General features: G+C 64.8%; 22 protein-coding genes and 1 pseudogene. 12 read left to right on the top strand and 11 right to left on the bottom strand.

The features are described 5' to 3' along the window. Positions 1–32: 32 nt before the first annotated feature. Complete coding sequence (locus tag AB0323_RS03615; protein WP_366176150.1) at positions 33–935, top strand: Bax inhibitor-1/YccA family protein; 903 nt, start codon at positions 33–35, stop codon at positions 933–935. Positions 936–961: 26 nt separating this feature from the next. On the opposite strand, the gene AB0323_RS03610 is transcribed toward AB0323_RS03615, so the two are convergent. Genes AB0323_RS03610 through galT form a run of 3 tightly spaced genes read right to left on the bottom strand, consistent with a single transcriptional unit; the run spans position 962 to position 4,552 of the window. After that, entirely contained in the window at positions 962–2,200 is a 1,239-nt protein-coding gene (locus AB0323_RS03610) for an acetyl-CoA C-acetyltransferase (RefSeq protein ID WP_366176149.1), read from the bottom strand. A 52-nt stretch (positions 2,201–2,252) separates the two neighbouring features. Next, entirely contained in the window at positions 2,253–3,422 is a 1,170-nt protein-coding gene (gene galK, locus AB0323_RS03605; protein WP_366176148.1) for a galactokinase, read from the bottom strand. Next, positions 3,419–4,552, bottom strand: a complete 1,134-nt coding sequence (galT, locus tag AB0323_RS03600) for a galactose-1-phosphate uridylyltransferase (RefSeq protein WP_366176147.1) — start codon at positions 4,550–4,552, stop codon at positions 3,419–3,421. The genes galK and galT overlap by 4 nt, the downstream gene beginning before the upstream one ends. A 103-nt stretch (positions 4,553–4,655) precedes the next feature. Here galT and AB0323_RS03595 point away from each other — a divergent pair, with 103 nt between their 5' ends. The 4 genes from AB0323_RS03595 to AB0323_RS03580 are packed head-to-tail and all read left to right on the top strand — an operon-like array spanning position 4,656 to position 8,852. Next, positions 4,656–5,606 carry an aldose 1-epimerase family protein gene (locus AB0323_RS03595; RefSeq protein WP_366176146.1) on the top strand — a complete coding sequence of 317 codons (951 nt, stop codon included), beginning with the start codon at positions 4,656–4,658 and terminating at the stop codon, positions 5,604–5,606. Positions 5,607–5,647: 41 nt separating this feature from the next. Beyond that, positions 5,648–6,973 (top strand): AI-2E family transporter, encoded by a 1,326-nt coding sequence (locus AB0323_RS03590; protein WP_366176145.1) that lies wholly within the window; start codon positions 5,648–5,650, stop codon positions 6,971–6,973. Positions 6,974–6,976: 3 nt separating this feature from the next. Then, entirely contained in the window at positions 6,977–8,215 is a 1,239-nt protein-coding gene (gene ilvA, locus AB0323_RS03585; RefSeq protein ID WP_284752474.1) for a threonine ammonia-lyase, read from the top strand. Between the two features lie 13 nt (positions 8,216–8,228). Next, positions 8,229–8,852, top strand: coding sequence for a rhomboid family intramembrane serine protease (locus tag AB0323_RS03580; RefSeq protein ID WP_366176144.1), 624 nt, complete (start codon positions 8,229–8,231; stop codon positions 8,850–8,852). Positions 8,853–8,998: 146 nt separating this feature from the next. On the opposite strand, the gene greA is transcribed toward AB0323_RS03580, so the two are convergent. Together greA and AB0323_RS03570 are read right to left on the bottom strand one after the other, a co-directional pair. Next, positions 8,999–9,493 (bottom strand): transcription elongation factor GreA, encoded by a 495-nt coding sequence (gene greA, locus AB0323_RS03575; protein WP_364532547.1) that lies wholly within the window; start codon positions 9,491–9,493, stop codon positions 8,999–9,001. 153 nt (positions 9,494–9,646) lie between these two features. Next, positions 9,647–10,105, bottom strand: coding sequence for a DUF4307 domain-containing protein (locus tag AB0323_RS03570; RefSeq protein ID WP_366176143.1), 459 nt, complete (start codon positions 10,103–10,105; stop codon positions 9,647–9,649). 129 nt (positions 10,106–10,234) lie between these two features. Here AB0323_RS03570 and mca point away from each other — a divergent pair, with 129 nt between their 5' ends. The 3 genes and pseudogenes from mca to AB0323_RS03555 all read left to right on the top strand — a co-directional run bounded on the left by mca (position 10,235) and on the right by AB0323_RS03555 (position 13,671). Beyond that, complete coding sequence (mca, locus tag AB0323_RS03565; RefSeq protein WP_366176142.1) at positions 10,235–11,140, top strand: mycothiol conjugate amidase Mca; 906 nt, start codon at positions 10,235–10,237, stop codon at positions 11,138–11,140. Between the two features lie 70 nt (positions 11,141–11,210). Further along, positions 11,211–11,417, top strand: a pseudogene (locus AB0323_RS03560) (hypothetical protein); the annotation flags it as partial. A gap of 25 nt (positions 11,418–11,442) precedes the next feature. After that, positions 11,443–13,671: a thioredoxin domain-containing protein gene (locus tag AB0323_RS03555; protein ID WP_366176141.1), complete on the top strand. Its 2,229-nt coding sequence runs from the start codon at positions 11,443–11,445 to the stop codon at positions 13,669–13,671. Here the strand turns inward: AB0323_RS03555 and AB0323_RS03550 are convergent. Beyond that, positions 13,668–14,309: a hemolysin III family protein gene (locus tag AB0323_RS03550; protein WP_284981059.1), complete on the bottom strand. Its 642-nt coding sequence runs from the start codon at positions 14,307–14,309 to the stop codon at positions 13,668–13,670. The two genes, AB0323_RS03555 and AB0323_RS03550, sit on opposite strands and share 4 nt — an antisense overlap. Positions 14,310–14,553: 244 nt before the next feature. Here AB0323_RS03550 and AB0323_RS03545 point away from each other — a divergent pair, with 244 nt between their 5' ends. Both AB0323_RS03545 and AB0323_RS03540 read left to right on the top strand, forming a co-directional pair. Further along, on the top strand, positions 14,554–15,315 hold the full coding sequence (locus AB0323_RS03545) for an isoprenyl transferase (RefSeq protein ID WP_366176250.1): 762 nt from the start codon (positions 14,554–14,556) through the stop codon (positions 15,313–15,315). A 249-nt stretch (positions 15,316–15,564) separates the two neighbouring features. Continuing rightward, a complete protein-coding gene (locus AB0323_RS03540) occupies positions 15,565–16,962 on the top strand; it encodes a PhoH family protein (RefSeq protein WP_366176140.1) in 1,398 nt (465 codons plus the stop codon). A 652-nt stretch (positions 16,963–17,614) separates the two neighbouring features. Here AB0323_RS03540 and AB0323_RS03535 read toward each other — a convergent pair. Next, a complete protein-coding gene (locus AB0323_RS03535; RefSeq protein ID WP_366176139.1) occupies positions 17,615–18,385 on the bottom strand; it encodes a hypothetical protein in 771 nt (256 codons plus the stop codon). Between the two features lie 59 nt (positions 18,386–18,444). On the opposite strand from AB0323_RS03535, the gene AB0323_RS03530 reads away from it, so the two are divergent. Together AB0323_RS03530 and AB0323_RS03525 are read left to right on the top strand one after the other, a co-directional pair. Next, positions 18,445–19,026 (top strand): A24 family peptidase, encoded by a 582-nt coding sequence (locus AB0323_RS03530; RefSeq protein ID WP_366176138.1) that lies wholly within the window; start codon positions 18,445–18,447, stop codon positions 19,024–19,026. Between the two features lie 163 nt (positions 19,027–19,189). Continuing rightward, positions 19,190–19,663, top strand: coding sequence for an NUDIX domain-containing protein (locus AB0323_RS03525; RefSeq protein WP_366176137.1), 474 nt, complete (start codon positions 19,190–19,192; stop codon positions 19,661–19,663). Here the strand turns inward: AB0323_RS03525 and AB0323_RS03520 are convergent. The 4 genes from AB0323_RS03520 to AB0323_RS03505 all read right to left on the bottom strand — a co-directional run bounded on the left by AB0323_RS03520 (position 19,651) and on the right by AB0323_RS03505 (position 24,331). Next, the gene (locus tag AB0323_RS03520) at positions 19,651–19,851 is read right to left on the bottom strand and encodes a hypothetical protein (RefSeq protein WP_366176136.1); all 201 of its coding nucleotides are present in this window, start codon (positions 19,849–19,851) and stop codon (positions 19,651–19,653) included. The two genes, AB0323_RS03525 and AB0323_RS03520, sit on opposite strands and share 13 nt — an antisense overlap. Positions 19,852–20,366: 515 nt before the next feature. Further along, positions 20,367–22,097, bottom strand: coding sequence for an MDR family MFS transporter (locus AB0323_RS03515; RefSeq protein ID WP_366176135.1), 1,731 nt, complete (start codon positions 22,095–22,097; stop codon positions 20,367–20,369). Further along, positions 22,094–22,762 (bottom strand): TetR/AcrR family transcriptional regulator, encoded by a 669-nt coding sequence (locus AB0323_RS03510; protein WP_366176134.1) that lies wholly within the window; start codon positions 22,760–22,762, stop codon positions 22,094–22,096. Before AB0323_RS03510 ends, AB0323_RS03515 begins: the two co-directional genes overlap by 4 nt. A gap of 132 nt (positions 22,763–22,894) precedes the next feature. Next, entirely contained in the window at positions 22,895–24,331 is a 1,437-nt protein-coding gene (locus tag AB0323_RS03505; protein WP_284981051.1) for a class II fumarate hydratase, read from the bottom strand. Between the last annotated feature and the right edge of the window lie 20 nt (positions 24,332–24,351).

Here is a 24,351-nt window from a genome sequence, read left to right as displayed (position 1 = left end):
ACTTCGCACCCACAGCAAGAAGGACACCCACCATGGCACTCGGCGGCAACCCGATCTTCAACGGAAAGAATTTCCGTGGAGCCACACAGGCTCCGCCTGTTCCCAGCTACTCCCACGGCCCGAACCAATACGGCCAGAGCCAGTACGGCCAGAGCCAGTACGGCCAGCCCGCCTGGGCGGCACAGCCGCCGATGACGAGCGATCAGCTGCAGCAGATGTACAACCAGCCCGCAGCCGGTCCGGCCGAAACCGGCCGTATGACTTTCGACGACGTCATCGTCAAGACTGCGGCGTGCCTTGCGGTGCTGTTGCTTGGCGCAGCCGTCACATTGTTCGTGGCTCCCGGCACGGCAAGCCTCCTCATGATTGTCGGTGCGTTGGGCGGCTTCGCCCTGGGCATGGTCAACTCCTTCAAGAAGCAGCCGTCCCCGGCACTGATCCTGACTTACGCCGGCCTTGAGGGCTTGTTCCTCGGAGGCCTGACCCGCCTCCTGGATGGCATGTTCCCGGGAGTCGGCCTGCAGGCAGTCATCGGTACCCTTGCCGTGTTCGGCGTGACGTTGGCTCTCTTCAAGAGCGGCAAGGTACGCGCCACCCCCAAGGCGATCCGCTTCTTCATGATCGCCACCCTCGGCTACCTCGTCTTCGCCGTCATCAACATGGTCCTGGTGTGGACCGGCGCCGTCCAGTCGCCGTTCGGCCTGAGCAGCAGCGTGCACATCTTCGGCATCCCGTTGGGCGTTTTCATCGGCATCCTGGCTATCGGCCTGGCCGCGTTCTCCCTGGTCATGGACTTCACGAGCATCGAGCAGGGTGTCCGTCAGGGCGCTCCGGAGAAATACTCGTGGACGGCCGCTTTCGGCCTGACCGTCACGCTCGTGTGGCTTTACGTGGAGATCATCCGCCTGCTGGCGATCCTGCGCGGCGACGACTAACTAACGCGGGGTGGCCCTCGAGCGGCTTAGGACAGCCGCTCGAAGACCACGGCCATGCCTTGTCCGCCACCGACGCACAGGGTGGCCAGGCCCAAGTGGCCGTCCCGCTCGCGAAGGCCATTGAGCAAGGTGGTGGTCATCCGGGCGCCTGTCATGCCAAAGGGGTGGCCAAGGGCGATGGCGCCGCCGTGAACGTTGAGCTTCCCGGGATCGATGCCTAGTTCGCGGGCGCTCGCCACTACCTGGACGGCGAAGGCTTCATTGAGCTCCACGAGGTCAATGTCTGCCATGCTCAACCCCGCCAGGGCCAGGGCCCGGCGGGAGGATTCCACGGGTCCCATGCCCATGAGCTCCGGGGAAAGCGCGCTGACGCCTGTGGAGACGATGCGTGCCAGCGGTTCGATGCCAAGCTCCCGCGCCCGGACATCGCTCATGACCACGACGGCGGCGGCGCCGTCGTTGAGCGGGCAGGCATTCCCCGCGGTCACGGTCCCTTCCTTCCGGAAGACCGGCTCCAAGGCGCTGACCGCTTCCAGGGTGACGCCGGCGCGGGGTGAATCGTCGCGCTCCACCACTGTGCCGTCTTGGCGCGTGTACGGCGTGATCTCCCGGGCGTAGAAACCGGAGGCAATCGCCGCCTCGGCGCGGTTCTGGCTCTGGACCGCCCACATGTCCTGCTCCTCGCGGCTGATTCCGTGGCTCGTGGCGACGTTTTCGGCGGTCTGTCCCATCGCGATGTAAATGTCCGGCATCCGTCCGCCCATGCGGGGATCCGTCCACGGGGTGTTGGACGCCGCCCGGGCCGCCGTGCGGGCACGCGCTGCTTCAAACAGGGGGTTGTGCAGGCTGGTGTCCGTTTCCCCTGCGCCGACCCAGTTCTGGTAGCGGGACACCGACTCGACCCCCGCCGACACGAAGACATGGCCTTCCCCGGAGCGGATGGCGTGGAAGGCCATCCGCAGGGTCTGCAGGCTCGAGGCGCAGAAGCGGTTGATCGTGGCCGCGGGGACAGTGTCCAGACCTGCCAGGACGGTCACCACCCGGGCCATGTTCGAACCGGCTTCGCCGCTGGGCTCGGCGCAGCCAAGGTAGAGGTCATCGAGGCCGCGGCCGTCGCTTGCTCCCGGGTCGAATGCCGGAATCTTTTCCAGCGCAGCAGTCACCATCGCCGCCGCGAGGTCATCGGGACGTTCGTCCTTGAGGGACCCTTTGAAGGCCCGTCCAATGGGGCTTCTTGCGGTGGAAACGATGACGGCCTCAGTCATGCCCCCAGCTTACGCCGGGGCCCGCTCGCCGAAGGCTGCGAGTGCACTCCAGTCAGGCGAGGCGTTTGGCCCCGGCGGCCGGGGTCACCGTGAAGATGTCCGGCGTCGTGAAACCGGCCGCCCCGAAGGCGCGTACGACGGCGTCGCGCACCTCCCGCTCGTGGCCCACCGGGGTGAGGGCGATAGCCGAGCCGCCGAAACCGCCTCCTGTCATCCGGGCTCCGATGGCGCCGTGGGCACGGGAGGTTTCCACCGCGAGGTCCAGTTCCGCGCACGAGATCTCGAAGTCGTCCCGCATGGACGCATGGCTCGCATCCAGGAGCTTGCCGATATGGGCGGGTCCGTCCGTGGTGAGTCGTTCCACGGTCTGCAACACGCGGTCGTTCTCCGTGACGATGTGCCGCACCCGTCGGAAAGTCGTGCTGTCCAGGAGGCCGCTGGCTTCCTCCAGATCGCCGATGCCGACGTCGCGGAGGGCCGGGACCCCCAGTACCTGGGCGCCCAATTCGCAAGAAGCCCGACGCGAGGCGTAGCCGCCGTCCGCATGCGAATGGGAAACCTTGGTGTCGATGACCAGCAGCACGAGACCGGCTTCCTCGGCGTCGAAGGGGACCAGTTGTACGCTCTGGTCGCGGCAGTCCAGGAAGACCGCATGGCCCTTTGACCCGCGAAGCGACGCCGATTGGTCCATGATTCCGGTGGGGGCGCCCACGAAGTCGTTTTCGGCCTTCTGCGTTGCCAGGACCATGTCTTCGGCGGCCAGCCCCGCACCAGTCAGCTCGTTGAGCGCCGAGATGACCGCGCATTCGATGGCGTGCGAGGAGGACAGGCCCGCGCCCAGGGGGACATCCGAATCCATAAGGAGATCGAAGCCAGGGACAAGGATGCCGCGCTGTTGCAAGGCCCAGGCCACACCGAGCGGATACTTCGTCCAGCCCCTGGCCGCTTCCGGAACCAGCATGTCGACGTCGGCTTCGACCAGGCCCTGCCCGCCGAATGTGGACAGCAGCCGGACGCGTGAATCACGGCGGATCCGGACTGCGACCTTCGCCGTCTTGTCGATTGCGAAAGGCAACACGAAACCTTCGTTGTAATCGGTGTGCTCGCCGATCAGGTTCACGCGTCCCGGTGCCTGCCATACGCCGTCGGGGGCTGAACCGAACGTCGATTCGAAAAGCCCGGACAGGTCGCTCAGGGCGGGGGCGTCGGGAGTGGAGGTCATGCTGGTGCCCCTTCGGGAATGGCGCGCTGCGAATCGCTGGCGACGGCGCGGAGCCGTTCCGCCACGGATTCGGGCGTTGTGTCGTTGATGAAGGCTCCCATGGCCGCCTCGGAACCGGCAAGGTACTTGAGCTTGTCGGCGGCACGGCGCGGGGAGGTCAGTTGCAGGTGCAGGTGGCCGGAGGACCTTAATGAAGCGTCGAGGGGTGCCTGGTGCCACGCGGAAATGTACGGCGTGGGAGTTGGATACAGGGCGTCCATGCGCTTGAGCAACTCGAGGTAGACGTGGGCCAGTTCGTCCCGTTCCTCGCCGCTCAAGGCTGCGAGGTCTGGAACCTGGCGATGCGGGACGAGGTGTACCTCCAGCGGCCAGCGGGCGGCGAACGGCACATAGGCACTGAAGTGCTCGCCTTCGAGCACCATGCGGCTCCCGTCGTGCCGTTCGGCCTGGAGGATCGAGGACGTCAGCGATTCCCGGCCCTTGGAGTTCTCGAAGTGCCGGCTGGCGGCGGCGCCAAGGCTTGCCGCCCGCGGCGTGACGTAGGGGTAGGCATAGATCTGTCCGTGCGGGTGGTGGAGCGTTACCCCGATGTCCGCACCGCGGTTTTCGAACGGAAACACCTGCTGGATTCCGGGGAGCGCGCTAAGCGCCTCGGTCCTGTGCGCCCAGGCCTCAATGACCGTGCGCGCCCTGGTTTCGCCAAGTTCGGCAAAAGATCCGGTGTGGCTGGGGGTGAACGAAACAACTTCGCAGCGGCCGTAGGCGGGGCCTGCCGTTCCCCAGGCAGGGCTGCCCGGAATCGTCCCGACCGCCGGTCCCAGCGACGGGAAGCGGTTCTCGAAAACCACGACGTCGTAGTCCGGCGCGGGAATTTCCGAAGGGTTTGCCGGCGTAGTGGGGCAGATCGGACATTGGTCCGCGGGGGGCAGGTGGGTGCGGCTCTGGCGGTGTGCCGCGACGGCGACCCATTCACCGCTCAGCGCGTCGTAGCGCAGCTCGCCCGGATCAGCGCGCGGCGGCAGCTCACGGTGATCCGTCAGCGAGCCGGGGTCGCGCTCCGGTGAGCCGGCGTCGTCGAAATAGATCAGCTCCCGGCCATCGGCGAGGCGCGTGCTGGTAAGGCGAGTCATGGATTCATGGTGCCACAGAGTGCTCAAAAAGGCAAAAGAACTAACAAAAGTGAACATTGTGCTGGGAAGTCAAGCAACACGCGGGATGCAGTACGGTGGTGCCATGCCTTCCACCACACCGCTTTCCGCGCCGGGCGAAGAGACCGTATCCCGCCGCTTTGCCAGCGGACGCCAGTTCGAGATCCGCCGCGGTGACGCACTCGCCGTCGTCACCGAGCTTGCAGCAGGCTTGCGGTTGTTCAGCCGCGGCGGCGTCCAGCTCACCGAGAGCTACGGCGACGGGCAACTTCCGCCCGGCGCCACCGGAATTACCTTGGCCCCCTGGGCCAACCGGATCGAGGACGGGATCTGGTACCTCGACGGCAAGAAGCAGCAACTGGACATCACGGAAGTGTCCCGCAACAACGCGAGCCACGGGCTCCTGCGCAACTCGTCCTACGCCCTCGTGGCCGAATACCAATTCTCCGTGACCCTCGAAGGCGTGATCTTCCCGCAGCACGGATATCCCTTCCTGGCCCGGCACCAGGTACGTTACGAGATCGACGAGGCGCTCGCGTTGCGGGTTTCCCAGAGTTTCATCAACGATTCGGCGGCCCCCGCGCCCTTCGTGCTCGGGGCGCACCCGTATTTGCGCGTGGGGGACGTTCCGCCGGAAGAGACGGTCCTGACCATCCACGCCGGCACGCGGCTCGTGGCTGACGAGCGGATGATCCCGCGTGGTTCGGTGCCTGTCGACGGCGATTTTGACCTCGGCGGCGGCCGGAGCGTGGGAGGCCTGGATATCGATGTGGCGTTCACCGATCTGGCGTTCGACGGCGGCATCGCGCGCCAAACGCTGTCGGCGCCGGACGGCCGGAGCGTTTCCTTAGAGCAGGACGAAAACTGCGCCTACGTCCATGTCTTCGTCACGGATACTTTTCCGGGCCGCTCGAAAGCCGTTGCGATCGAGCCCATGACCGGCCCGGCGAACGCCTTCAACTCGGGGGAGGGCCTCCGGTGGCTTGAACCAGGCGGAACCTTCACCATGAGGTGGGGAATTGTGGGCGCGCTGTAGATGGGTTTCCCATCCGGCACTCCCTGCGGAATTATGGGTGAATGACGCCAGCACAGGACGCCACACCGTCAAGTGATCCCGTTTCGACCGGGCCAAGGCCGGTGCCTGAGCGTCGCATTGCACAGGACATCCCTTACGGTGTGCGGATCGCTGCCGCCTGGGCCTGGCGGGTGGGCCTCATATTGGTGGTAGTTGGAGCCTTTATTTGGCTGTTGGGGAAGGTCAGCTTCCTGATCATCCCGCTCATGGTCGCCTCCCTGCTTGCCGGCTTGCTCTATCCGGTCACGGTGTGGCTCAGGAAGCTCAGGGTGCCCAATGGAGCGGCCGTTGCCATCACGGTGGTGGGTTTCCTCGGGGTCATTGCGGGGGCCCTGGCGTTGGTGGGGCGGCAGCTCGCTGTGGGATTTGGTGAGCTGTGGCAGGAAGCGCTCACGGGCATCCAGCAAATCCAGGCGTGGCTCGCTGACGGGCCGCTGCACCTGACCGCGGACCAGATCGACACCTACATCCAGAGCGCCACTTCGGCCCTGCAGAACAACAGCAGCAGCATCCTCAGCGGCGCCCTGTCCTTCGGCAGTACTGCAGGGCACTTTGCCGCTGGCATGTTGCTGGCCCTCTTCATCCTGATCTTCTTCCTTCTGGAAGGTTCCAGGATCTGGCGGTTCATCGTCGGGCTCCTGCCCAGGACCGCACGGGCAGCCGCATACGGCGCCGGCCGGCGCGGATGGTCGTCCATGGTCAGCTACGTGCGCATCCAGATGTTCGTGGCGTTCGTCGACGCTGTGGGGATCGGCGTCGGCGCTGCGATTATCCAGGTTCCCCTCGCCCTGCCGCTGGGTGTCCTGGTGTTCATCGGTTCATTTATCCCGGTGGTCGGCGCCCTCGTGACGGGGGCCATCGCCGTGCTGCTGGCTTTGGTGGCCAACGGTCCCGTCAACGCGCTCGTCATGCTGGCCATCGTGCTCTTCGTGCAGCAGCTCGAAAGCCATATCCTCCAGCCGCTCATCATGGGCAAAGCCGTATCGCTGCACCCTGTCGCCGTGATCTTGTCCGTTGCGGCCGGTTCCTATCTCGCCGGAATCCCGGGAGCGCTCTTTGCCGTCCCGCTCCTCGCCGTAGCAAATACGGCGGTTCGCTATATTGCCGCGCGGACGTGGGAACATGATCAAGGACTGATGACGGCGTACGCCGGCGCAGGGATTGCACCACCGGACTCCGATGAGGAACCCACCATCAAGGAAATCCACCGTCCCGGCGCCAACGCGGGCGCACGGTCCAACAGCGGCGAAGGCGCCGCAGGTCAGCACGCGGCTGCGGAACGGACATTCCCCAAGGATGCCGCAGAGCACACCAACAAAGGAGAATAACCCGTGAATACCCTCGATACCCTGCCCGTCACCCTGGACGATGTCCTTAAGGCGCGGGAGCTGCTCGAGGGCATTATTACCAAGACCCCCATCGAGTCCTCGCGGGCACTGGGAGCCATGGTAGGCGGAGAGGTCTTCTTCAAATGCGAGAACCTCCAGCGGGCAGGTTCCTTCAAGGTCCGTGGTGCCTACGTCCGGATGGCGCGGCTGTCTCCTGAGGAAAAGAAGCGCGGTGTGGTCGCGGCTTCGGCAGGCAACCACGCGCAAGGCGTTGCTGTGGCGGCGAAAAGCCTGGGAATCAAGGCACGCATCTACATGCCGCTCGGTGTAGCGCTTCCGAAGCTTGCCGCGACCCGCAGCCACGGAGCCGAAGTTGTCCTGCACGGACACAACGTCGATGAGGCACTGGCCGAGGCGCAGCGCTACGCGAACGAAACAGGTGCCGTCTTCGTCCACCCCTTCGACAACGTCGACGTCGTCGCAGGGCAGGGCACCGTCGGGCTCGAAATCCTGGATCAAGTCCCCAATGTCGACACTGTCCTGATGGGCGTCGGTGGCGGTGGCCTGCTGGCTGGAGTCGCCGTCGCGATCAAAGCGAGGGCCAGGGAGCTCGGACGCGAGATCCGGATCATCGGAGTGCAGGCCGAGAATGCGGCCGCCTACCCGCCGTCGCTCGCCGCTGATGCCTTGGTGCCGCTCAAGAAGGTTTCCACGATGGCGGACGGCATCGCCGTCGGTCGCCCCGGCCAGCTGCCTTTCAGCATCATCCGCGAACTCGTGGACGACGTCGTGACCGTGAGCGAAGACTCCTTGGCCCGGGCGCTCATCTTCCTGCTCGAGCGGGCCAAGATGGTGGTCGAGCCGGCCGGTGCTGTCGGCGTCGCTGCCCTCATGGACGGCAAGATCGAAAATCCCGGAACCACTGCCGTTATCCTGTCAGGCGGCAACATCGACCCCATGCTGATGCTCAAGGTCATCCAGCGCGGCCTCTCCGCGGCCGGACGTTACATGACCGTGCGCATGATGCTGGACGACCGGCCCGGTTCCCTGGCCACCATCGCCCGCATCATTGCCGAAAACGATGCCAATGTGACCGGACTGGACCACACCCGCGTGGGCGGCGCGATCAGCATGGGCGACGTCTCCATCACCGTCAACCTGGAAACCAAAGGCCACGAGCACAGTGAGCAGGTCCTGGCGGCCCTTCGGGCCGAAGGCTTCCACCCGATCGTGGTGCACTGACGGGCCGCTGACCATGGCGCTTTACCGCAACGGGGACGGGCAGATTCCGGCCAAGGAATCACTGGCCGCCCGCGCCAAGGGCGGATTGCTGTTCATGGGCGGCTTCGTGGCGCTGTTGGCTGTGATTGAACTGGTCAACACCTTGATGTCGCACAGCCTCAACGTCTTGTTCGGGCTGCGGCCGCGGAGCGTGGACGGGGTGTTCGACATCCTGACGTTCCCCTTGCTCCACGCCAATTTCGGCCATCTCCTATCCAATGCGCTGCCGTTGGTCATCTTCGGATTCCTGGTGTTCCTGTCCGGTCTCCGGGTGTTCCTGACGGCTCTTGCGTTTAGCTGGCTGGGCTCAGGCCTTGCCGTCTGGCTCATCGGCGGGGGAAGCGTGACAGTAGGCGCGTCGGGCCTGGTTTTCGGGCTCTTCGCGTTCCTGCTGGTGCGCGGCTTCTTCAACCGCAGCTGGTGGCAAATCCTGTTGTCCGTGGTGCTTTTCCTGGCGTACGGCAGCATCTTGTTCGGCTTGCTGCCCCTGGTGATGGGGTTCGTTTCCTGGCAGGCGCACCTTGGCGGGGCCATTGGGGGAGTGGTGGCCGCACTGCTGCTGCGCCCGCGTCGCCGCGCCCTGGCCCAGCCCAACTAACGCCGTAACCCAGCCCAACTAGCTCGCAGTTGTTGTCGTTCTGAGCCCTCAGAACGACAACAACTGCGAGTCAGTTGGGGGGAACAAAGCAAAACGCCGGCCCTCCCCGCGAAGGGGTGGGCCGGCGTCGTTGTTTTGCGGAACTATCAGCCCGCGAACGGCTTGGCGGAAACAATCTCCACCGGAATTTCCTTGCCGTTGGGGGCGATGTAGCTGATCTTGTCGCCTTCCTTGTGCCCCATGATCGCTACGCCGAGCGGGGACTTCTCGCTGAAGACGTTGAGATCGGAATCGCCGGCGATTTCGCGGGATCCGAGCAGGAAGGTCTCTTCGTCGCCGGCGATGCGGGCGACGACGACCATGCCCTGCTCGACGATTCCGTCGTCGGCCGGCGCTTCGCCGACCTGGGCGTCGCGCAGGAGCACGGTCAGCTGGCGGATGCGGGCCTCGATCTTGCCCTGCTCTTCCTTGGCGGCGTGGTATCCACCGTTTTCCTTGAGGTCGCCTTCCTGACGGGCGGCTTCGATCTTCTGTACGATCTCCGCACGGCCAGGGCCGGAAAGGTGGTCCAGCTCTGCCTTCAGGCGGTCAAATGCGTCCTGGGTAAGCCAAGCTGCAGGCGCGCTGTTGGTGGTCGACACGGACTTCTCCTTATGGATCTGACAAGCAAAGACCCCGCCGGTGCAGGCCACTCGTGGAACTCAGCAACCAACTCAGCGGGGTTAAGGTATTGATCCAGTGTAGTCAATCCTGTGGACAAACCCAAGCTCACTGAGTCGCGCGTCACACCTTTGCTATTTGGTGCTGCCAACAATCCAGCAGTTGTCCACGACGGCGGACACGGCTTCGGACTCGGTGCGAAGGATGGTTCTTTGGGCCGTTGTCTGGCCGCCGTCGGCGCCTGCCTTGGGGGCGTTCGGGCCGATCTCGACGACTTTCCAGCCGACCACCGCGAACTTGGAGTCCATGGCCTTGACCGCGCATTTTGCGGTGGCATCGTGGCTCTTGGTGACCTGGAAATCGACCGACAGCTCGGTGGCGTCGGTGGCGCTGTAGCCGATGTCCTTGAACGACACGGACGACTGCGAGGAAGACGTGGTGACCCAAAACAGAAGCCCGACAGCCACGACGAGGGCGGCAATGACGATGTTCCGTTTGGTTTTCCCTCCGAAGGCGCGCTTTTGGCTGCCGTAGCGATTGGCTAGGCTGGTAGTTGCCGGCAGCGCCGTGCCCGAGGGGTCTTCCGAAGTCACCCATCCAGTTTAGTGGGCTTCCGGCGCCTCCCCGCACACAGCGGAGTCGCAGACGTTGGAATTGCCGGATCAGTACACAGCCGTCAGCAAACACAGAAAAGCATTACCCGGAAAGAGGAACCGTACCGGATGAGCACATCCACCAGCCCCGACACGCAGCTCCGGCTGCTCGCCGTCCACGCACATCCGGACGACGAGTCAAGCAAGGGCGCGGCAACCATGGCGATGTATGCGGCTTCCGGCGTAGAGGTCATGGTGGCTACGTGCACCGATGGTTCCCGCGGGGACATCCAGAACCCTGCCATGGAGTCGGCCCCGCACCCGAAACGGGACATGGCAGGGGCGCGCCGCCTGGAAATGAAGCAAGCTGCCTCGGTCCTGGGAATCAAACAGCGGTGGTTGGGTTTCGTGGATTCCGGACTGCCCGACGGCGATCCGTTGCCACCCCTGCCTAGCGGCTGTTTTGCGCTTCAGCCCCTTGAGCGGGCAGCGGCACCCCTGGTCCGCCTGGTCCGCGACTTCAAGCCGCACGTCATGGTGAGCTACGACGAAAACGGCGGCTACCCGCATCCGGACCACATCATGGCGCACAAGGTTGCCGTCGAAGCTTTCGACGCTGCCGGTGACCCGGAGCGCTACCCCGGGACAGGCGAAGCCTGGGAGCCCATCAAGCTGTACTACGACCGCGCCTTCAGTCCCGAGCGTTTCCGTGCCTTGCATTTCGCACTCGAAGAGGCCGGCCTGCAATCGCCTTATGCCGAACGCTTGGCCTCCTGGCTTGAAGCCGATGCGGAAGGCCATACTCCGCCGAGGCCGACGCACCTAACCACCACGCAAGTGGATTGCGGTGACTACTTCGAGGCCCGTGACGACGCACTCAAGGCGCATCGGACGCAGATTGATCCGCTCGGCTTCTTCTTCGCAGTGTCGCCGGAGATGCAGCGTAGGGCCTGGCCGTGGGAGGACTACACCCTGGTCCACTCCCGCATCCCGACCGAACTGCCGGAAAAGGACCTGTTCGCAGGGCTAAGATAGGATCGCCGGCGATTTCTATCAAGCGTAGAAGTCGCCAACCGGCTGGAAACTCCCATAGAAGGTTTGAACCGTGCACCACTTTCTCATTGCGCTGGCCACGACCCCGTCGCCTACCCCGACCCCGTCGTTGCGCCCCGGCTTGTCGGAAGACCAGGTGACCCCGGGGACCTGGGGCTTCGTCCTGACTGCCTTCATCGTGGTGCTCACGACCTTCCTGATCGTCGACATGGTCCGCCGGATCCGGCGGGTCCGCTACCGCGCCCAGGTTGAAGAGGCCCTCAGCGCAGAAGACTCCGACGGCGATGCCGGCTCCGGAGCCCGCTGACCCGGGCACCACCCGGGAATGGCCGGGGGCGTCCAACGCCCTCGGCTCGGAACCGTCCGCCTATCTCCGCCAGCATGCGGACAATCCGGTGCACTGGCGGCCGTTCGGCGATGAGGCCTTTGCGTTCGCGGCGGCCCGAGACGTTCCCGTTTTTCTCTCTATCGGCTATGCCGCGTGCCACTGGTGCCACGTCATGGCCCACGAGTCCTTCGAAGACCAGGACACCGCCGATTACCTGAACGCCCACTTCGTGGCCGTCAAGGTGGACCGCGAAGAACGCCCCGACGTGGACTCGATCTACATGGCAGCCACCCAGGCGATCAGCGGCGAGGGCGGCTGGCCGATGTCCGTCTTCCTGACGCCCGACGGCTTGGCCTTCCATGCGGGCACCTATTTTCCGCCAACCCCACAGCCCGGAAGGCCGTCCTTCCGCCAGGTGCTCGAGGCGGTCCGCGAGGCGTGGCTGGAACGCCGGGACGCCGTCGAGCAGAACGCGCGGGCGCTCGCCGCCGGTATGGCCAATGCCCAGCTCGCGTCGGCGGTGTTCCTCGATAGGCCGTCCGAAAGGGTGGACACAAGCCTGCTGTCGGAAGCCGTGCGTCTTCTCGCCCGTTCGGAAGACCCCGACGACGGCGGCTTCGGCGGCGCTCCCAAGTTCCCGCCGTCGGCCGTTCTTGAGTTCCTGATTCGGCACGCTGCCGTGCCGTCCGATACCTCGGACGCCGCCCGCGACATGGCGGGCCGCACTCTCGCCGCGATGGCCCGTTCCGCGCTGTGCGACCAGCTCGACGGCGGCTTCGCCCGGTATTCCGTGACCGCGGATTGGTCCGTGCCGCATTTCGAGAAGATGCTCTACGACAATGCCCAGCTCCTGCGGACCTACGTCCACTGGGTCCGGCTCCGGGGCGACTGGGTCCTGCCGGCCGGCGAGGCCGCGAGTGTGGCGTCTCGGGTGGCGGACTGGATGCTGGATTCGCTCGGCGTGGGCGATCCCGCAACCCCGGACGGACTCGCTTCCTCGCTTGACGCCGATACCGTGGTGGACGGAGTGCATCACGAAGGTGCGTCCTATCTGTGGACTCCTGCGGGCCTCGAGGCCGTGCTCGGCCCCGGGGACGGCGCGGCCGTGGCACGGCTGATGAACGTGGGGCCGTCCGGAACGGTCTCGGAGCTTGGATCACCGCTCCATCCCGGGCGCCGGCTGTCCGGCGCGGAATCGCGGTTGTGGAACCGTGTCGGGCCCGCCCTGCGCGCCGCACGCTCGGCCCGCCCCCAGCCGGCCCGGGACGACAAAGTAGTAGCGGGCTGGAACGGCCTGGCTGTCGCGGCCCTTGCCGAAGCCGGTGCGGTCCTGGACAGGCCGGAACTGGTGGCCGCGGCCGAAAGCGTGGCCGCGTACCTGATGCGCGTGCATTGGCGTCCGGCGACCGGCTCCTCAAAAACCGGCGCGGGGGTGCTGATCAGAGTCTCGCACGATGGCGTTGCGAGAGGGATCAGCGGCCTGTTGGAAGACTATGCGTTTTGTGCCGAAGGCTTCCTGGCTCTCTACGCAGTGACCGGCCGGCGGCGCTGGTACGGGTTCGCGGAGGAGCTGATCAGCGGAGCCTGCGCGCGCTTCGTGGTGGACGGCAGGCTGTCGGACTCCGTGGGGGAGTCGGCCCAGGTGTTCAACGCGCAGGGCCAGCACACGGGCCTGGACCCCTTCGACAATGCGGCGCCGAGCGGGGCAGCGGCCTTTGCCGGAGTGCTGCTGAGCTATGCGGCGTATTCCGGTTCGCATGAGCACAGGGCCATGGCAAGCAGCATCCTGTCGCTCCTGCCGCCGATAGCCGGGCGTGCGCCGAGGGTAGCTGGATGGCTGCTTGCGACCGCCCAGGCGGCCGTCGCCGGCCCCATAGAGGCAGCCGTATCCGGCCCTCCAGGCCGGAAGCAACAAGAACTCCATCGCGCCCTGTTGACCTCGCCGAGCCCGGGCATGGTAGTCGCGGTCCAGCCCGGTGTGGCTGGCGGAAAAGCGGCCGACGACGGCGCGCCGCCCGGGTCCCGCACCACGGAACCGGAGGTGCCGCTCCTTGAGGCCCGCACGGCTGCCGCGGACGGCTCGCCACAGGTGTATTTGTGCCGGGGGATGGTGTGTGACCTGCCGCTTGGCTCTGTCGAGGAACTAGTGCAGCGACTCGAAGTGATGACGGAGGCCGCCGGCTAGCTCAGCACGGCAATCATGATTGCGGCGAAATGCGCGGCGAAGGCCAGCACCGTGAGGGCGTGGAAAAGTTCATGGAAGCCGAAGTTCAACGGACTGAAGTTGGGCTTCTTGATCCCGTAGAAAACAGCGCCGGCGATGTAAAGGGCCCCTCCCACACAGATCAGGATCGCGGCGGGAACGTTCGCCGCGAAGAACTCCGGCAGGTAGAACAAAGCCCCGCAGCCCAGCGCGACGTAGATGGGCACGTAGAGCCAACGTGGAGCGCCGGTCCAAAGAACCCGGAACAGCACTCCCAGCAGCGCCCCGGACCAGATCACCCATAGCAGGAGCACGGCCTTGGGGCGCTCCAGGAGCGACCACGCGAGGGGTGTGTAACTGCCCGCGATCACCAACATGATGTTGGTGTGGTCCAGGCGCTTGAGGACCATCCTGGTCTTCGGCTCCCAATTGCCGCGATGGTAGACCGCGGACACGCCGAAGAGCAGCACGCCCGTCAAAGCGTAGATGGCGGAGGCGATCTTGCGATCTGTCGTCGGCGCCAGGGTCACCAGGACGATCCCTGCCGCGATGGCGAAAGGCGTGGCCACAGCATGTATCCAGCCGCGCCACCTTGGTTTGGTTGTGAGCAGCTCCGACATCGTTAAAGCGTAACCCGGCTCCGGATAAGTTACTGCTGAGTAATGCGTCTTGCGCTGGTTTTCGCCCGCCCAGGTGTGCCGACTGCCGGGCTTGGGAAGGTAGCCTTGGTGGTGCGCCTACGGCAGCGGTCCGGAGGTGTCGATTGTTGTTTGACTGAAGGGCGGGCTGCCAACCAGGGCAGCCGCCGTCGTCGTTTGTTTCGCTTTTTACGTGCTGTTCAAAGGAAGTCAGGTGAGTGTCCGGATGGAGTGGCCCGGCTTCCTCTATGGCTTCTACGAGCGCAAACTGCTCCGTTCGCTCGAGCAGGAGAAGATTCCCCGGCACATCGGCGTCATGGTGGATGGCAACCGCCGTTGGGCGCGGCAATTCAACGCCCCAACCAGCGAAGGCCATCAAGCAGGCGCGGACAAGATCCACGAGTTCCTCGGCTGGTGCCAGGAGCTTGGGGTCAAAGTCGTCACGCTGTACATGCTCTCGACGGACAACATGAGCCGCTCCGGTGAAGAGCTCGAACTGCTCATGGGAATCATCGCCAATACCCTCGACCGCTTGGATGACGACGCCAATATCTCGGTCCACGCCATGGGCGCGCCCGAACTGCTTCCGGACTACCTCGCCGAGCGGCTCAACAAGCTCACGGCCCGCACTCCGGTCCGCGAGCGGCTCCATGTGAACGTGGCCGTCGGCTACGGCGGACGGCGCGAGATCGTTGACGCCGTGCGGGAACTGCTCCACGATGCCGTCGCGCACGGCCGCGACATCACCGAGCTGGCCGATGAACTTTCAGTGGACGACATCTCGCGTTTCCTCTACACGCGGGGCCAGCCGGACCCCGACCTGGTGATCCGCACATCGGGCGAACAGCGCTTGTCCGGCTTCCTCATGTGGCAAAGCGCCTACAGCGAGTTCTACTTTTGCGAGGCACTCTGGCCCGCGTTCCGCAAGGTTGATTTCCTGCGCGCCCTGCGGGACTATGCCGGCCGCCAGCGCCGCTTCGGTTCCTGACACGGCGCCTTCCGCGTGCGCTGCCGTTTACGGGAAGTTCACATTCTGTCTTCACGAATCGCCGTTTGGGCTAACCGGAAATGTAATCGCACGGGAATACGTTATTCCCATCAGTAGGCAAACCGCCTGCTGATCGGGGAGGCCAGTAGATGGAGCGAATCATCGCACCAGTTACGTGGGGGGCCGCGCCCGGCCTTCCGGCCGAGCCGCCTCACGAATAAGCCGGGTTCGCCCGGGGCTGGAGTCGATGTGGCTATTTCTGAGCAACTGCCCGTAGTCGTTTCCGACGGGGAAAGTTCAGCTACCTCTCGCACCAAGCGGGCCAACAGTGGGCGGACTGCAAAGTCCGGGACCCCGACCGGCCGGAGCTATGTGATTGACACTTCCGTTTTGCTTTCCGATCCGCACGCCCTGTTGCGCTTCGCGGAGCACGAAGTCATTGTCCCGATCGTGGTCATCACTGAATTGGAAGGCAAACGCCACGATCCCGAATTGGGCTACTTCGCCCGCAAGGCCCTCAGGCTCCTCGATGACTTGCGCATTGAGCATGGCGGGTTGAATCAACCCATCCCGATCGGATCCGACGGCGGCACGCTGCGTGTCGAGATGAACCATGTGTCCACCGAAGTGCTGCCGGCAGGATTCCGCGGCGCGGACAACGACAGCCGCATCCTGGCAGTCGCCAAGAACCTCGCCAATGAAGGCCACAACGTCACGGTGGTCTCCAAGGACGTCCCGATGCGCGTCAAGGCCTCCGCCATGGGGCTGTTCGCGGACGAATACCGCAATGAACTCGTCAAGGACTCCGGCTGGACCGGCATGGCAGAGATCGAAGCCACCGAGGACGAAATCACCACCCTGTACGGGCACGAACCGGTGTTCATCCCGGCCGCGGCCGAGCTGCCCGTCAACACGGGCCTGGTGTTGCTCTCCAACCGGGGGTCAGCCCTCGGCCGCGTGGGCGCGGACAAGCAAGTGCGGCTGGTCAAGGGCGACCGTGATGTCTTCGGTCTGCACGGCCGCTCGGCGGAGCAACGGCTTGCGATCGACCTGCTCATGGATCCCAGCGTCGGAATCGTCTCGATCGGCGGCCGGGCGGGCACTGGAAAGTCGGCCTTGGCCTTGTGTGCCGGACTTGAGGCCGTCCTGGAGCGCCGGGAGCACCGCAAGGTGATCGTCTTCCGCCCCCTGTACGCGGTGGGTGGACAGGAACTTGGCTACTTGCCCGGTTCCGAGGCAGAGAAGATGAACCCCTGGGCGCAGGCTGTCTTCGACACCCTCGGTGCGCTCGTCAGCCAGGAAGTCGTCGAAGAAGTCATGGACCGGGGGATGCTCGAAGTCATGCCGCTGACCCACATCCGCGGCCGTTCGCTCCATGACGCCTTCGTGATCGTGGACGAGGCCCAATCGCTTGAGAAGAACGTGCTCCTCACGGTCATGAGCCGTATCGGCCAGAACTCCAAGATCGTCCTGACCCACGACGTCGCCCAGCGGGACAATCTCCGTGTCGGCCGGCACGACGGCGTCGCCGCCGTCGTCGAGACCCTCAAGGGGCACCCGCTGTTCGGCCACATCACCCTGACCCGCTCCGAACGCTCGCCGATCGCGGCTCTCGTGACGGAACTGCTTGAAGGGGCGGAAATCTAGGCTGCGTTTGCGCGGAGTGCCGTGGCCGGGTTCGCCTGGCCACGGCCATCCGCTGACACTCGGGCGCCCGCCACCGACGCCCGCTCACGTATGTCGGGTTTTTCACCGACGCGCGCTCACGTATGTCGGGTTTTTCACCGACGCGCGCTCACGTACCCAGGAACTTTGCTGCGGCTTCATGGCCTTCTACCCTTAGCCTCCAAACGGGCCCGATGAAGGAGTCTGAGGTGAGGCGAACGCGTTGGACTTCCACGACGTCGGTGCCCCATTGGCCGCGGTACCTGCCGTTGGGCTCATAGCCGAGGCCTTGGCCTTGCGCGTTTCTTGAGCCAGGAGCCGGTGGATACTGCCCTCAACGATGCGAAATTCTTCGCCTCCACATCCGGGCAGTCAATGAACTCGTCGTTGTGCCAGATGCCGAAGAGAAGCGTCCATGATTCCGAGGTCATTCCCGCACGGCAGCGCCAATACCATCGGGCCATATCGGCACCCATTTCGTCTGCTGGCAGTTCAGTCCAGGGGTTGCTGAAGGGCGACTGCCGACTCGATCGGTGTATATGTGAGCGGGGTTTGTCGGAGGGGGCGTATTGGTGAGCGGGGGTTTGTCGAAAGGGGGGTGTATGTGAGCGGGGGTTTGTCGGAGGGGGCGGTCTTACGAACGGGGGCCGATGTCCCAGCTGATGTGCTTCCGGACGTCGGTGAGGTTCATCGATTCGGCGAGGAACAGATCGTCCAGCATGTATTCGTCCACCCCCAGGATCCGCATCCAGTGCCCCTGGCCGGAGGTATCGCCGTCGAGCGATTGGCTGGAAACGCACACGCCCGTTCCTGAGTCCACGCGCAGGAGCGTGCGTCCGGGGAAACAGAGCGGCGTTGCCGCATCCGAAGGCACGTAGCTGGATCCGGGCGTCGCGATGGTTTCGAGGGCAGGACGCCCCTCGTGATCCACTTCCCGAATAGGGCCGAACGATACCCGGTTGGACTCGGGAAACTCCATCGGCACCGGCGCGTTCCCGGCGAGCTCGACAGGATCGAGGGCCGCTGCGAGCCGACCATTCCCAAAGGACGGTTCGCCGTAGGCCGCCTCGGGGCGCCGGCGGACCAAGCCGGCGGAGTCGTAAACGGGGGTCACTAAATGGGCCGGCAACAGCCAGGACTTGCGCTTGGAGCCAAGGTAAAGTCCGTCGCGGGAGTCGTTGATGCCCGTGGTGCTATGCAGCAACGCGCCGTCGACGGTTTCGAGCCTAAGCGCTCCCGGTCGACGCAACCAGGCGCGCACTGTGGCTTCTGTGTCGCGCGGCCGGTCCGCGTATTCGAACCTCAGGCTGGTCCATTTCCACGGGGAGGAACGGCAGAGGTTTCGGAAGGTGGAGGACATGTCGGCGTCGGGATTGCCTTGGATTTCTGCACTATAGCGCCCCATATCCACAGTCTAAGGGTGCGTGACCGGCGCAGCTTTGAGAAAACCGATAGCATCCGAGGGTGATCCGACGACTCGGCGAATTGTGGGGGACCAGTTTCCCGGCCTTCTGGCTGCTGCTCGCTGCTTGTGTTTACTTTGCGGTCATGGCCGCCCGCCTCACGGTCATCGACGTCCGCCACCATTTGCTGCCCAACCGGATCGTGTTCCCGTCCTATGCCATCGCCGGTGGGTTGCTGCTCGGCGCGGCGATAGCTGTCACCCTGGCCGGCGGAGCGGCAGGGAACCTCTATACCGGAGCGGCAGGGTCCGTGCCCGACGGCGGTGCCTCCTTCCTCGGGGTGCCCGCCTTGGGAATCGTGGCCGGGGGAGCAGTGCTGTGGGTGTTCTACTTCATCCTGCGCTTGGTGTACCCGCCCGGGATGGGCTTCGGCGACGTCAAATTGGCCGGTGTCCTCGGCCTTTACCTTGGTTATCTGGGGTGGGCGCATGTTTTCGCCGGAACGTTTGCGGCGTTCCTCTTCGGCGGCCTGTGGAGCATTGGAGTCTTGGCTGCCCGGCGGGGAACTTTGAAATCATCAATACCATTCGGGCCGTTCATGTTGGCTGGCGCCGCTGCGGCGATGTTTGCCCTGCCCGCGTGAGGATAGCCGTGAGCAAAGCGGAGCGAGAGACGGCGGTTTGAGCAGCATCGCCCGCTGTCATTCGGGCATCGCCGGTGGGATACTCGCCCTACTGGCGGATCCGATCCGGAAGCGGAGGCAGAGCTTGTTGGTGATGACTGTTTCAACGAAAGCGGGCTAGGCTGTGGCGGTCCCGGAATTCATCCGGCAAATCCGTGAGAAGATCGGCAACGACCCGTTGTGGCTACCCGGCGTCCGGGGCGTGGTCCTGGACGACGAGAACCGGGTCCTGCTTTGCCAACGGGCCGACAATGGCCGTTGGACCCTGATCACCGGAATGCTGGAACCAGGGGAACACCCGGCCCCCGGTTTGCTCCGCGAGATCTTCGAGGAGACTGCGGTCGTGGCGGAAACTGAGCGCATCCTGGCAGTGGGCGTGATCGGACCTGTCACGTATCCCAACGGAGACGTGTGCGACTTCCTGGATATTGCCTTCAAATGCCGCTATGTCTCTGGGGATGCCCGCGTCAACGACGACGAGTCAATCGCCGTCGGCTGGTTTGCCCTGGACGAGTTGCCTGACATCAGTGCCGGCCACCGCGAAACCATCCGGCTTGCCCTGGAACCGGGCTCCGCCGTCGCGTATCAGCGCGATTGACGGGCGGCGACGATCGCGCGGGCAGCGAAGAGGCATGCGGCGGCACCGCAGACAATAGCGCCGACGATGGTCCACCATTCGCCCTTGGCGGAGGCTATCGAGACCGCGAGAAGGCCGAAAAGGACTGCCCCTAATCCCCATCGAACTGCCGGGCTGATGTTCGCGGATTCTTCGGGCTCTGAACTCATGGGTTCCAGCCTAAGCCAGACGCCCGTACGCGGGACGTCACGGGGGGCCGCAACCTCCAAAGGTTGCAACCCCTTGTTGGCCGGGCAAGCCGACGCGCAATCCGACGTTCGGCCCAGTGGACATGCCCAGCCTTGCATTTGGGCAGTGGACATATTCCTCATATGTCCACTGGTCCGAGCCTGCGGCGGGCATGTCGCAGGGTCAGGGCCGAGCATGTCCACTCGTCCGAGCCAGGGCCGGACAACACAGGGGCGCCGCGACCCCCATAAGATTGCGGAGCCCATGTTGGCTCGGCCAGGCGATCATGAAATCCCACGTTCGGCCCAGTGGACATGCCCAGCCTTGCATCCCGGCAGTGGACATATTCCCCATATGTCCACTCGTCCGAGCCTGCGCGGGGCATGTCGCGGGCTCAGCGCCGAGCATGTCCACTCGTTCGAGCCAAGGCCGGGCATGTCGCGGGCTCAGCGTCGAGCATGTCCACTCGTCCGAGCCTGCGGGGGGCATGTCCCGCTCAGCGCCGGGCAAGCTCGCCGTCGTTGTCGCCCACCGGAACGACTGGACCCACCGGCTCGGACTCGGCCTCGGACTCAGTATCGACGGTCCCCTCGATAGTCCCCTCGGCGGAACCCTCAGAGGATCCTCCGATGCGTTCGGCTTCAAGGCGTTCTGCCTCCTCGCCCCCGACAGCCTCGCCCCGGGCCACCATTCCGGCGGTGTCGGAGAGCGCGATCTGCTTGAGGGTGATGGCGAGCAGGAGGGCGGCCGCGATGAACGGGATCAGATACCAGAACACCGGTGCCAGCGAATCGGCGTAGGCATTGATGATGGCGTCCTTGACCTGGACCGGCAGCTGGGCCAAGGTCTGCGGATCAAGCTTGCTGGTTGACTGTGCAGCCTGCGCAGCGGAAGCCCCGGCGCCCGTGAACGCCTTGGTGAGGGACTCGGCCAGCCGCGTGGTGAAGATCGAGCCGAAGACGGCAACGCCCAACGACGCCCCGACTTCGCGGAAGTAGTTGTTGGTGCTCGTTGCCGTGCCGATCTGCCCGGCCGGTACCGCGTTCTGGACCACCAGGACGATGACTTGCATGATCAGGCCCAGGCCTGCGCCGAAGATGAACAGCTGGATGCAGATGACCCAGATCGGAGTTGCCGCGGTGAGCGTGGTGAGCCACAGCATCGCAGCGATCGTGAGGCTCGCTCCAAGGATCGGGAACATCTTGTACTTGCCGGTCTTGGAGATGCGGATACCTGAGTAGATGGACGTACCCATGAGTCCAACCATCATCGGCAGCATGAGCAGGCCGGAGACTGCGGCTGAGGTACCGGAGGACATCTGGAGGAACGTCGGCACGAAGGCAATCGCTGCGAACATGCCCAGGCCCAGGGTGAAGCCGATGGCCGTTGCATTGATGAAAATCCGGTTCTTGAACAGGCTTAGCGGAATGATGGGGTCTTCGGCCTTGCGCTCCACGAGGACGAAGAGGAAAGCAGCAAGTACCATGCCGGCGCCGAAGGCCCACGTGAGCGGGGAGTCCCAGCCCTGGTCCTTCTTGCCGCCGAAGTCCGTGAAGAAGATCAGGCAGGCTGTCGCGGCGGACAGCAACAGGACTCCAAGGATGTCGATGCGCTTTTCGGCCTTCTTGTTCGGCAGGGTGAGGGTGAACCAGGCGATGGTGAAGGCCGCAAGGCCAACGGGGATGTTGATGTAGAAGGCCCACTCCCAGGTCAGGTGATCGACGAAGAAGCCGCCCAGGAGCGGCCCGGCCACGGCGGAGAGGCCGAAGATCGCACCGAGGGGACCCATGTACTTTCCGCGTTCCTTGGCAGGCACGATGTCCGCGATGATGGCCTGCGAGAGGATCATCAGTCCGCCGCCGCCCAGGCCCTGGATTGCGCGGAAGACCACGAAGCCCCAGAAGTCGGTGGCGAAGGCGCAGCCGATGGAGGCCGCCGTGAACAAACCGATGGCAATCAGGAACAGGTTCCGGCGGCCCAGGATGTCACCGAACTTGCCGTAGATCGGCATGACGATGGTGGTGGCCAGCAGGTAGGCCGTGGTGATCCAGGCTTGGTTCTCCACGCCGGCGAGCTTGCCGACGATAGTGGGCATGGCGGTGGACACGATGGTCTGGTCGAGGCTGGAGAGCAGCATTCCGGCGATGAGCGCAGAGAAGATGACCCAGATTCTTCTCTGGGTCAAGAGCAGCGGTGCTGCCGCTTTGGTTTTGAGAGTGGTACTCACGGTTGATCCTTCAGGGTTTCGGCGGGGTCGGTGTCCAGCGGTTGGGCGAAGATCTCCCGTGCTGCGTTGAGGTTCCGATCCAGTAATTCGCGGTACGGCCGGGTGTTCTCTTCGGAAAAGAACTGGTGGCTCGTCTTCTTGGTGACCGCGCCAAAGACCGCGGCGGCCATGATGATCCCGGGGTGGTCAGCGGTGAGGCCTTCCCGGGCGGCGATGAGTTCGGCGAACTGGCGCTCGCGGACTTCGCCTTCGCGGGTCAACCGGCCCAGGAGCTGGGGCTCGGCCGTGACGGCTGCGATGAGCTGGCGGATCTCCGAAGGGCTGACGGTGGACCGCTCGAGGACCGCCAGGGTGAAGTGGCGCAGCGCGGACAGCAGCGAGTCGGAGATTGTGCCGGCGCCACGGGCGGGGTTTCGGCTGAAGGCCTCCAGTGCCTCTTCGGGAAGCTCGTCGGAGAACGAGCCGATCACTGCGTCTTCCTTGGTGTGGAAGTAGTTGAAAAATGTCCGCCGCGATATTCCGGCCTCTTCGCAGGCTTCCTCGACGGTGAAGCCGCTGAGTCCGCGCTGGGCCGTCAAGGACCGTGCGACGGCGGTGATCGCCGCGCGGGTCTGTGCGCGCTTGCGCTCCCGGAGTCCGCCGTCGATAGTTGCACTATTTTCCACAGAGTGAAGTTTTGCACTTTTCTAGTCAAAGTGCAAGAAAGTATTCGTGAGTGAAAACGCCGACGGCGGCCGGCACCTTCCGTGGAGAAGGTGCCGGCCGCCGTCGGGCTGGCCAGCCGGGCTGGCGGGAAGCTAGGCCTTGTGGGCCGGGCGGGTCATGGTGGTGACGTCGAGAGCCTTGTCGAGCTGCTCTTCGCTCAGTTCGCCGCGCTCAAGATACCCAAGGGAGATCACGGCTTCGCGGATGGTCAAACCCTCGGCGACGGCCTTCTTGGCGATCTTTGCCGCTGCTTCGTAACCGATGAACTTGTTCAGCGGGGTCACGATGGACGGGGAAGCCTCGGCCAGGAAGCGGGCGCGCTCCACGTTGGCGGTGATGCCGTCGATCATCTTGTCGGCCATGACGCGGCTGGTGTTGGCCAGGAGGCGGATGGATTCGAGCAGGTTGGCAGCCATAACGGGGATGCCGACATTGAGCTCGAAAGCGCCGTTGGTACCGGACCAGGCGATGGCGGTGTCGTTGCCGATGACCTGCGCGCAGACCATGATCGATGCTTCGCAGATGACCGGGTTCACCTTGCCCGGCATGATCGACGAGCCGGGCTGGAGGTCCGGGATGGAGATTTCGCCCAGTCCCGTGTTGGGGCCGGAACCCATCCAGCGGAGGTCGTTGTTGATCTTCATGAAGGAGATCGCGATGTTGCGCAGCTGGCTGGAACCCTCGATGAGGCCGTCGCGGTTGGCTTGCGCTTCGAAGTGGTCGCGTGCCTCGGTCAGCGGCAGGCCGGTGTCGGCTGCGAGGAGCTCGATGACGCGCTCCGGGAAGCCTTCCGGGGTGTTGATGCCGGTGCCGACCGCGGTTCCGCCCAGGGGGACCTCGGCGACGCGGGGGAGGGCAGCGTTGATGCGCTCGATGCCGTAGCGGACCTGGGCGGCGTAGCCGCCGAACTCCTGGCCCAAGGTCACGGGGGTGGCGTCCATGAGGTGGGTGCGGCCGGACTTGACGACATCCTTGAACTCCACGGCCTTGCGGTCCAGGGAAGCAGCGAGGTAGTCGAGGGCCGGGATCAGGTCGTTGATCAGGGCCGACGTCGCGGCGACGTGGACCGACGTCGGGAAGACATCGTTGGAGGACTGGGAAGCGTTGACGTGGTCGTTCGGGTGGACAACTTTGTCGCTCCCGGCGGCCGCGAGGGCACGCGTCGCCAGCTCGGCGATGACCTCGTTGGTGTTCATGTTGGACGACGTACCCGAACCGGTCTGGAAGACGTCGATGGGGAAATCGCCGTCGTACTTTCCGGCGGCAACCTCATCGGCAGCGCTGGCAATCGCCTCGGCGAGCTCGCCGTCGAGCACTCCCAGTTCAGCGTTCGCGAGGGCCGCGGCCTTCTTGACGCGGGCCAGGGCTTCGATGTGTGCGCGCTCAAGCGTCTTGCCGGAGATGGGGAAGTTCTCCACGGCGCGCTGCGTCTGGGCGCGGTACAGGGCGTTCACAGGAACGCGAACTTCGCCCATCGTGTCATGTTCAATACGGAACTCGGCCGTGTTGGATTCTTGAGTGGAAGTCATGGGGCTAGCTTATGGCGAGC

The organism is Arthrobacter sp. NPDC080031 (assembly GCF_040702485.1).
GTDB lineage: Bacteria > Actinomycetota > Actinomycetes > Actinomycetales > Micrococcaceae > Arthrobacter.
This window is presented reverse-complemented; position numbering and strand designations above follow the sequence as displayed.

Bases quoted from the DNA above. Each gene is read 5' to 3' on its own strand.
- AB0323_RS03615 (WP_366176150.1), top strand. From the start codon at position 33: ATGGCACTCGGCGGCAACCCGATCTTCAACGGAAAGAATTTCCGTGGA.
- AB0323_RS03610 (WP_366176149.1), bottom strand. From the start codon at position 2,200: ATGACTGAGGCCGTCATCGTTTCCACCGCAAGAAGCCCCATTGGACGG.
- galK (WP_366176148.1), bottom strand. From the start codon at position 3,422: ATGACCTCCACTCCCGACGCCCCCGCCCTGAGCGACCTGTCCGGGCTT.
- galT (WP_366176147.1), bottom strand. From the start codon at position 4,552: ATGACTCGCCTTACCAGCACGCGCCTCGCCGATGGCCGGGAGCTGATC.
- AB0323_RS03595 (WP_366176146.1), top strand. From the start codon at position 4,656: ATGCCTTCCACCACACCGCTTTCCGCGCCGGGCGAAGAGACCGTATCC.
- AB0323_RS03590 (WP_366176145.1), top strand. From the start codon at position 5,648: ATGACGCCAGCACAGGACGCCACACCGTCAAGTGATCCCGTTTCGACC.
- AB0323_RS03580 (WP_366176144.1), top strand. From the start codon at position 8,229: ATGGCGCTTTACCGCAACGGGGACGGGCAGATTCCGGCCAAGGAATCA.
- mca (WP_366176142.1), top strand. From the start codon at position 10,235: ATGAGCACATCCACCAGCCCCGACACGCAGCTCCGGCTGCTCGCCGTC.
- AB0323_RS03555 (WP_366176141.1), top strand. From the start codon at position 11,443: ATGCCGGCTCCGGAGCCCGCTGACCCGGGCACCACCCGGGAATGGCCG.
- AB0323_RS03550 (WP_284981059.1), bottom strand. From the start codon at position 14,309: ATGTCGGAGCTGCTCACAACCAAACCAAGGTGGCGCGGCTGGATACAT.
- AB0323_RS03545 (WP_366176250.1), top strand. From the start codon at position 14,554: ATGGAGTGGCCCGGCTTCCTCTATGGCTTCTACGAGCGCAAACTGCTC.
- AB0323_RS03535 (WP_366176139.1), bottom strand. From the start codon at position 18,385: ATGGGGCGCTATAGTGCAGAAATCCAAGGCAATCCCGACGCCGACATG.
- AB0323_RS03520 (WP_366176136.1), bottom strand. From the start codon at position 19,851: ATGAGTTCAGAGCCCGAAGAATCCGCGAACATCAGCCCGGCAGTTCGA.
- AB0323_RS03505 (WP_284981051.1), bottom strand. From the start codon at position 24,331: ATGACTTCCACTCAAGAATCCAACACGGCCGAGTTCCGTATTGAACAT.